6 protein-coding genes are annotated in these 7,545 nt (G+C 72.9%); 5 read left to right on the forward strand and 1 reads right to left on the reverse strand.

Going from position 1 to position 7,545, the window contains the following annotated elements; all coding sequences use genetic code 11:
- Window positions 1–132: 132 nt before the first annotated feature.
- Window positions 133–1,662 carry a sugar ABC transporter ATP-binding protein gene (locus ABZ914_RS42365; protein ID WP_500200395.1) on the forward strand — a complete coding sequence of 510 codons (1,530 nt, stop codon included), beginning with the start codon at window positions 133–135 and terminating at the stop codon, window positions 1,660–1,662.
- Window positions 1,663–1,676: 14 nt separating this feature from the next.
- Here ABZ914_RS42365 and ABZ914_RS42370 read toward each other — a convergent pair whose 3' ends face one another.
- Window positions 1,677–2,873 carry an RNA-guided endonuclease InsQ/TnpB family protein gene (locus tag ABZ914_RS42370; protein WP_500200398.1) on the reverse strand — a complete coding sequence of 399 codons (1,197 nt, stop codon included), beginning with the start codon at window positions 2,871–2,873 and terminating at the stop codon, window positions 1,677–1,679.
- Window positions 2,874–2,974: 101 nt separating this feature from the next.
- Here ABZ914_RS42370 and ABZ914_RS42375 point away from each other — a divergent pair, with 101 nt between their 5' ends.
- From ABZ914_RS42375 to ABZ914_RS42390, 4 genes are all read left to right on the forward strand, one after another.
- Window positions 2,975–4,009 carry an ABC transporter permease gene (locus ABZ914_RS42375; RefSeq protein WP_500200400.1) on the forward strand — a complete coding sequence of 345 codons (1,035 nt, stop codon included), beginning with the start codon at window positions 2,975–2,977 and terminating at the stop codon, window positions 4,007–4,009.
- Window positions 4,010–4,116: 107 nt separating this feature from the next.
- Window positions 4,117–5,181, forward strand: a complete 1,065-nt coding sequence (locus tag ABZ914_RS42380; RefSeq protein ID WP_500200403.1) for an ABC transporter substrate-binding protein — start codon at window positions 4,117–4,119, stop codon at window positions 5,179–5,181.
- A gap of 49 nt (window positions 5,182–5,230) precedes the next feature.
- Window positions 5,231–6,376: a Gfo/Idh/MocA family protein gene (locus ABZ914_RS42385; protein ID WP_387026901.1), complete on the forward strand. Its 1,146-nt coding sequence runs from the start codon at window positions 5,231–5,233 to the stop codon at window positions 6,374–6,376.
- Between the two features lies 1 nt (window position 6,377).
- Complete coding sequence (locus ABZ914_RS42390; protein ID WP_433140214.1) at window positions 6,378–7,382, forward strand: sugar phosphate isomerase/epimerase family protein; 1,005 nt, start codon at window positions 6,378–6,380, stop codon at window positions 7,380–7,382.
- Window positions 7,383–7,545 lie beyond the last annotated feature (163 nt).

Here is a 7,545-nt window from a genome sequence, read left to right on the forward strand (position 1 = left end):
GACCCCCCCCCCGCCCCCCCCTCCCACCGCCCCCCCCACCCTCCGCCCCTCCCACCCTCCGCCCCGCCCGACCTCCGTCCCCGACCCGCGTTCCTCCCGTCACGCGTCCCTCCTGACCCCCGAGGAGGCCCGATGGGCCCGTCCGAACCCGAACCGCTGCTGCGCATGCGCGGCATCGTCAAGCAGTTCCCCGGCGTCCGCGCGCTGGACGGCGTCGACCTCGACGTCCGGGCCGGCGAGGTGCACTGCCTGCTCGGCCAGAACGGCGCCGGGAAGTCGACGCTCATCAAGGTGCTCGCCGGCGCGCACCAGCCGGACGAGGGCGAGATCGCCTTCGCCGGGCGGCCGGCGCGGCTCGCCGGGCCGACCGCCGCGATGCGGGCCGGCATCGCGACCATCTACCAGGAGCTCGACCTGGTGGACGGGCTGTCGGTCGCCGACAACATCTTCCTCGGCCACGAGCGCGCGACGCTCGGGTTCACCCGGCGCGGCGACGCCGAGCGGGCCGCGCGGGAGCTGCTCGGCCGGCTCGGGCACGGCGAGATCCCGCCGCGCCGCGAGGCGGGCCGGCTGCCCGCGGCGGGCAAGCAGGTCGTCAGCATGGCCCGCGCCCTGTCGCACGACGCCCGGCTCATCGTGATGGACGAGCCGTCCGCCGCCCTCGCGCACGACGAGGTGGCGAATCTGTTCCGCATCATCCGGGAGCTGACCGCGTCCGGCGTGGCCGTCGTCTACATCTCGCACCGGCTGGAGGAGATCCGCGAGATCGGCGACCGGGTGACCGTCCTCAAGGACGGCCGGTCCGTCGCGAACGGCCTCCCCGCCAAGACGACGAAGACCGACCACATCGTGTCGCTGATGACCGGCCGCGACATCGAGTACGTCTTCCCCGACCGGCCCGCGCCGGACGGCGGCGCGGACCCGGCCGAGGTGCTGCGGGTCGAGGGGCTCACGCTGCCGGGCTCGTTCGAGGACGTGTCGTTCTCCGTCCGCGCGGGCGAGATCGTCGGGCTGGCCGGGCTCGTCGGGTCGGGCCGCTCGGAGATCCTCGAGGCGGTCTACGGGGCGCGGCGCCCGGCGCGCGGGCGGGTCCTCGTGGACGGCCGCCCGGTGCGTCCGGGCGACACCGGCGCGGCGGTGCGGCGCGGGATGGGCATGGCGCCGGAGGAGCGCAAGAGCCAGGCGCTGCTGCTGAACGACTCCGTCGCCGGGAACGTGACGGTCGCGGGCCTGCGCCGGTACTCGCGGCTCGGCTGGCTGAACCGGCGCCGCGAGCTGGCGGACGTCCGGGAGCAGATCGAGGCGCTCGACATCCGGCCGCCCGATCCGCGCCGCCCGGTGGTGACGCTGTCGGGCGGCAACCAGCAGAAGGTCGTGCTGGCCCGGTGGCTGGCGGGCGCGCGGAACCTGCGGCTGCTGATCCTGGACGAGCCGACCCGCGGCGTCGACGTCGGCGCGCGCGCGGAGCTGTACGCGGTGATCCGCGCCCTGGCGGCGCGCGGGATCGGGGTGCTGCTGGTGTCCAGCGAGGTGCCCGAGGTGCTCGGCCTCGCCGACCGGGTGCTGGTCGTGCGCGAGGGCCGGGTGGTGCACAGCGGCGACGCCGCCGGACTGGACGAGGCCGCCGTACTCAACATGATCATGGAAGGGAGCGCGCTTTGACTTCCTCTGCCGCCCTAAAGAGCGACGGGTCCTTCCCTCGCGGGTCGGGCTTCCTGCTTCGCGGCGGGCCGCCCCGGACGCACGTCCGGAGGTCTTACGCCCGCTCCACAGGCCGTCACCGCCAGCCCGGCGGCCAGGATGTTCTTCGCGGCGTTGAGGTCCCGGTCGTGCCGGGTGCCGCAGGCGGGGCACTGCCAGCGGCGAGTGCCCAGTTCCAGATGGGGAAGCAGATGCGCGCAGGCGCTGCAGGTCTTGGAGGACGGGTACCAACGGTCGATGACCACCACCCGGCGCCCCAGCCGGGTGGCCTTGTACTCCAGCATGGAGCGGAACTCGGCCCAGCCGGCACGGGAGATCGCCCGCGAGAGCCGGCGGTTGCGGACCATTCCGGACACGTTCAGGTCTTCGAGCACTATCACGTCGTAGCGGCGGACGAGGTCGGTGCTGGTCTTGTGCAGGAAGTCCCTTTGTGCATCGCGAGCCCTGGCATGCTGCCGGGCGACCCTGCGGCACGCCTTCCGGCGGTTGGCCGAGCCCCTGGTCTTGCGGGCCATCATTTTCTGGTAGTGCTTCAGCCGACGCTCGTGCCGTTCCATGTTCTTGGGGCGGCGGATGCGGTCGCCGTGGCTGGTGACCGCGAACTCTTTCAGCCCGAGATCGATCCCTACGGTGTCGCATGCCGGTGGCGCCGGCGGCGGGTCCTCGTCCACGGCGAAGGTGGCGAACCAGCGACCGTCCGGCTCGCGGGACACGATGACCACCGTCGGATCCAGCGTCGACAGATCCACCGCGGGCCAGGACCACACGATGCGAAGGGGACCGGCGGCCTTGGCCAGCCACAAGTTCCCCTCGCGCATACGGAAGGCCGATCGGGTGAAGTGCGCCGATTGGCGGCCGGATCGGGTCTTGAACCGAGGGTGACGGGCTCGCCCGGAGAAGAACGCCTGGAAAGCGGCGTGCTGGTGCCGGAGCGCCTGCTGCAGAGGCACCGAGGAGACCTCGGCCAGGAACGCCAGTTCCGGCGTCCTCTTCCAAGCGGTCAGCGCGGAGTCCGTGTCCTTGTAGGAGGTCGACCGGCCTTCGGCGCGGTAGCGGGCCTGACGTTCGGCCAGCGTTCTGTTCCACACGAGGCGCACACACCCGAACGTGCGGTTCAGCATCGTGACCTGCTCGGGGGACGGGTAAGCCCGGCAGCGGTACGCCTTCCTCACTCCCCGCACCTTAGTGGTCACTTTCTGCTTGAGGCGCGGAAACCGCATCAGATGCGGCTTGCTTTCACGTCGAAGACACACCCGGCTGACGGAGGTGCGCTGTGACCGAGACGGACGCGGGTGTGCACGGCGGCCCGGCACGCGGAACATGGGCGAAGGGGCCGCTCCGGCCGCTGCGGCGCGACGGCGCGGGCCGCGGGCCCGGCGAGTTCCGGCACCTGGGGCTGGTCGCCGCGCTGGCGCTGCTGGCGGTGGTCGGCGTCGTCACCGAGCCCGACAACTTCCCGACCTCCGGGAACCTGGTCGGCATCCTGGCGCTGGCCGCCACCATCGGGGTGATCACGGTCGGCCAGACGTTCGTGATCATCGGCGGCGGGATCGACCTGTCGGTCGGGTCGGTGATGGCGCTCGCCTCGGTGTGGGCGACGACCGTCGCGACGCAGTCGTACGGGCCGGCGGTGATGGCGGTGTGCGCGATCCTCGTCGGGACGGGCGCGGGCGTCGTCAGCGGCCTGCTGATCTCCTACGGCCGGATGGTCCCGTTCATCGCGACGCTGGCGATGCTGGTGTCGGCGCGCGGCCTGGCGCAGCGGATGTCGGACCGCAAGACCCAGCTGATCCGGCCGGAGAACGACGCGATCGAGTCGCTGTCCACCACGAAGGTGCTCGGGCTGCCGCTGGTCGTCTACATCTTCGCGGCCGTCGCGGTCGCCGGGTGGGTGCTGCTGAACCGCACCACGTTCGGCCGCCGCACGTTCGCGGTCGGCGGCAACCCGGAGGCGGCGCGGCTCGCCGGCATCGACGTCCGGCGGCACACGCTGCTGCTGTACGCGCTGTCGGGGTTCTGCTGCGGCGTCGCCGCGATCATCATCATGGCCCGCACCACCACCGGCTCCAGCACCCACGGCGACCTGTACGAGCTGGACGCGATCGCCGCCGTGATCATCGGCGGGACGCTGCTGACCGGCGGGCGCGGCACCGTCGCCGGGTCGATCCTCGGCGTGCTGGTGTTCACCGTCATCACGAACCTGTTCATCCTGAACGGCCTGCAGACCAGCGACCAGCTCATCGCCAAGGGCGTGATCATCGGGATCGCGGTGCTGCTGCAGCGCCGCGGCCTGCGCTCGCCCACCTGACCCGCTCGCCCCCGGCCCGCTCCCTCCGACCCCGCTCATCCGACCTGACCTGCCCGCCCCCGCGGCGCGCCCCCCGCCGCCCCACCCCCGGAAACCAGGAGCACGTCATGCGCGACCAGAGCACCCGCCCCACCCGCAGAGGCGTCCTGTTCGGCGGCGCCGCAGTCGCGGCCGGCGCCCTCGCCACCGCCTGCACCAGCAACAACGAGAAGGACGACCCCGCCCCGGCCGCGCAGACCGGCGCGCTCGGCGGCGACAACGACAAGCCCGGCAAGCAGGTGACCATCGGGTTCTCCGCGCCCGCCGCCGACCACGGCTGGACCGCCGCGATCGCCAAGAACGCCGAGGCGCAGGCCAAGAAGTACAAGGACGTGACGTTCAAGCCCGTCCAGCCGACCAACGACATCAACCAGCAGATCTCCGCGGTCGAGTCGCTGATCTCGGAGAAGGTGAACGTGCTGGTGATGCTGCCGAACGACGGCGAGCAGCTCAACCAGGTCGCGCGCAAGGCGATGGACGCCGGCATCCCGGTGATCAACCTGGACCGGGTGTTCCCCGACAAGCTGTCGTACCGGACGTGGATCGGCGGCGACAACTACGGCATGGGCGTGTCCGCCGGGCACTACATCGGCAAGAAGCTCAAGGCCAAGGGCGTCTCGAACCCGGTGATCGTGGAGATCCAGGGGATCGCGACGCTGCCGCTCACGCAGGACCGCAGCAAGGGCTTCGCGGACGCGCTGAAGTCCTACGGGTACTCCGTCACCGCCAAGCAGGACGCGAAGTTCACCGTGGAGACCGGCAACCAGGTCGCGTCCAACCTGCTGCAGGCGCACAAGAAGATCGACGCGCTGTGGAACCACGACGACGACCAGGGCGTCGGCGTGCTCGCCGCGATCAAGCAGTCCGGCCGCAAGGAGTTCTTCATGGTCGGCGGCGCCGGGTCCGCCAACGCCATGCGGGAGATCAAGGCGGGGAACGGGGTGCTGGAGGCGACCGTCACCTACCCGCCGACGATGGCCGCGTCCGCGGTCCGGCTGGCCCGGTTGCTGGCGCAGGGCAAGGGCATGGCCGACCTGATGGAGCTGGAGCCGCCGCAGTCGATCACGCTGGCGTCCGAGACCGTCACCCGGGACAACGTGAGCCGCTACCTGCCGCTCGGCTTCGAGTCCTGAGCGCGGACCGCGCGCCCGCCGGCGACCCCGGCGGGCGCAGTACAGAGAGGTGAGCACATTGACCACCGTCGGAGTCGGGATGGTCGGGCACGCGTTCATGGGGCGCGCCCACTCCCAGGCATGGCGCACCGTCGGGCCGTTCTTCGGCCCGCCGCTGACCCCGGTGATGGCCGCTCTCGCCGGACGCGACGCCGGGCGGGCCGCCGCGGCCGCCCGCACGCTCGGGTGGGCGTCGTCGGAGGGCGACTGGAAGCAGCTGCTGCGCCGCGACGACGTGCAGATCGTGGACATCTGCACGCCGGGCGACGCGCACGCCGAGATCGCCGTCGCGGCGCTGGAGGCGGGCAAGCACGTCCTGTGCGAGAAGCCGCTCGCGAACTCGTCGGCGGAGGCGGAGGCGATGGTCGCGGCGGCCGAGCGCGCGCGCGAGCACGGCATCCGGTCGATGGTCGGGTTCAACTACCGGCGCGTCCCGGCGGTCACGCTCGCCCGCGACCTCGTGGCGGACGGGCGCATCGGGACCGTCCGGCACGTCCGCGCGCAGTACCTGCAGGACTGGCTGACGGACCCGGAGGCGCCGTTCAGCTGGCGGCTGGACCGCGACAGGGCCGGGACGGGCGCGCTCGGCGACATCGGCGCGCACATCATCGACACCGCGCAGTTCATCACCGGGCACGCGCTCGTCGGGGTGTCGGCGGTGCTGGACACCTTCGTCGGGGAGCGCCCGGTGCCCGGCGGCGGCACCGCCGCGGTCACGGTGGACGACGCGGCGCTGTTCGTCGGCCGCACCGACGGCGGCGCGCTCGCCTCCTTCGAGGCCACCCGGATGGCGACCGGGCGCAAGAACGCGCTCCGGATCGAGGTCAGCGGCTCGTCCGGCGCGCTGTCCTTCGACCTGGAGTCGATGAACGAGCTGTGGTTCTACGACGGCACCGAGGACGCCGCGACGGCGGGCTTCCGCCGGATCGTCGTCACCGAACCCGTCCACACCTACGCCCGGCAGTGGTGGCCGCCCGGTCACATGCTGGGGTACGAGCACACCTTCACCCACCAGGCGGCCGACTTCCTGACCGCGATCGCGGACGGCGCGGACCCGAGCCCGTCGTTCGCCGACGGCCTGCGGGTGCAGCGGGTGCTCGACGCGGTCGCCGCGAGCGCGGCGTCCGGCGGCTGGACCGACGTCGAGGGGAGCTGACATGGCGCGACCGATCACGCTGTTCACCGGCCAGTGGGCCGACCTGCCGTTCGAGGAGGTCTGCCGGCTGGCGTCCGGCTGGGGCTACGAGGGCCTGGAGATCGCCTGCTGGGGTGACCACTTCGAGGTCGACAAGGCCCTCGCCGACGACGGCTACGTCCCGCGGAGGCTGGAGACGCTCGCCAAGCACGACCTCAAGGTGTTCGCGATCTCCAACCACCTCGTCGGGCAGGCCGTCTGCGACATCCCCGACGAGCGCCACCAGGCGATCCTGCCGGAGCGGATCTGGGGCGACGGCGAGCCCGAGGGCGTCCGCCGCCGCGCCGCCGAGGAGATCAAGGACACCGCCCGCGCCGCCGCCCGCCTCGGCGTCGGCACCGTCGTCGGCTTCACCGGCTCCTCGATCTGGCACACCGTCGCGATGTTCCCGCCCACCCCCGAGGCGATGGTGGAGCGCGGGTACGCCGACTTCGCCGACCGCTGGAACCCGATCCTGGACGTGTTCGACGAGGTCGGCGTCCGGTTCGCGCACGAGGTCCACCCGAGCGAGATCGCCTACGACTACTGGACGACCGTCCGGACCCTGGAGGCGATCGGGCACCGGCCCGCGTTCGGGCTGAACTTCGACCCGTCGCACTTCGTGTGGCAGGAGCTCGACCCGGTCGGGTTCCTGTTCGACTTCCGCGACCGGATCTACCACGTCGACTGCAAGGACACCAAGGTCCGCACCGGGGACGGGCGGCGCGGGCGGCTCTCGTCGCACCTGCCGTGGGCGGACCTGCGGCGCGGGTGGGACTTCATCTCCACCGGCCGCGGCGACGTCCCCTGGGAGGACGTGTTCCGCGCGCTCAACGCGATCGGCTACGACGGCCCGATCTCGGTCGAGTGGGAGGACGCCGGCATGGACCGCCTCCAGGGCGCCCCCGAGGCGCTGGAGTTCGTCCGGGCGCTGAACGCGATGGAACCTCCGTCCGCCGCCTTCGACGCCGCCTTCTCCTCCGACTGACCCCGCGCCCCGCGCGCCCCCGCCCGCTCGCTCGGCCCGCGGCCCCCCCCCCCCCGTGGGCCCCCCCCGGGGCCGCGCGCCCCGCCCCCCCCCCCGCCCGGGGGGCGGCCACCCCGCCCCGGCCGGCGGGCGCCCGCGCCCCGGGGCGGGGGCCGGGCGGGGC

Source organism: Spirillospora sp. NPDC046719 (assembly GCF_040645715.1).
In the GTDB taxonomy this organism is placed as follows: domain Bacteria; phylum Actinomycetota; class Actinomycetes; order Streptosporangiales; family Streptosporangiaceae; genus Spirillospora.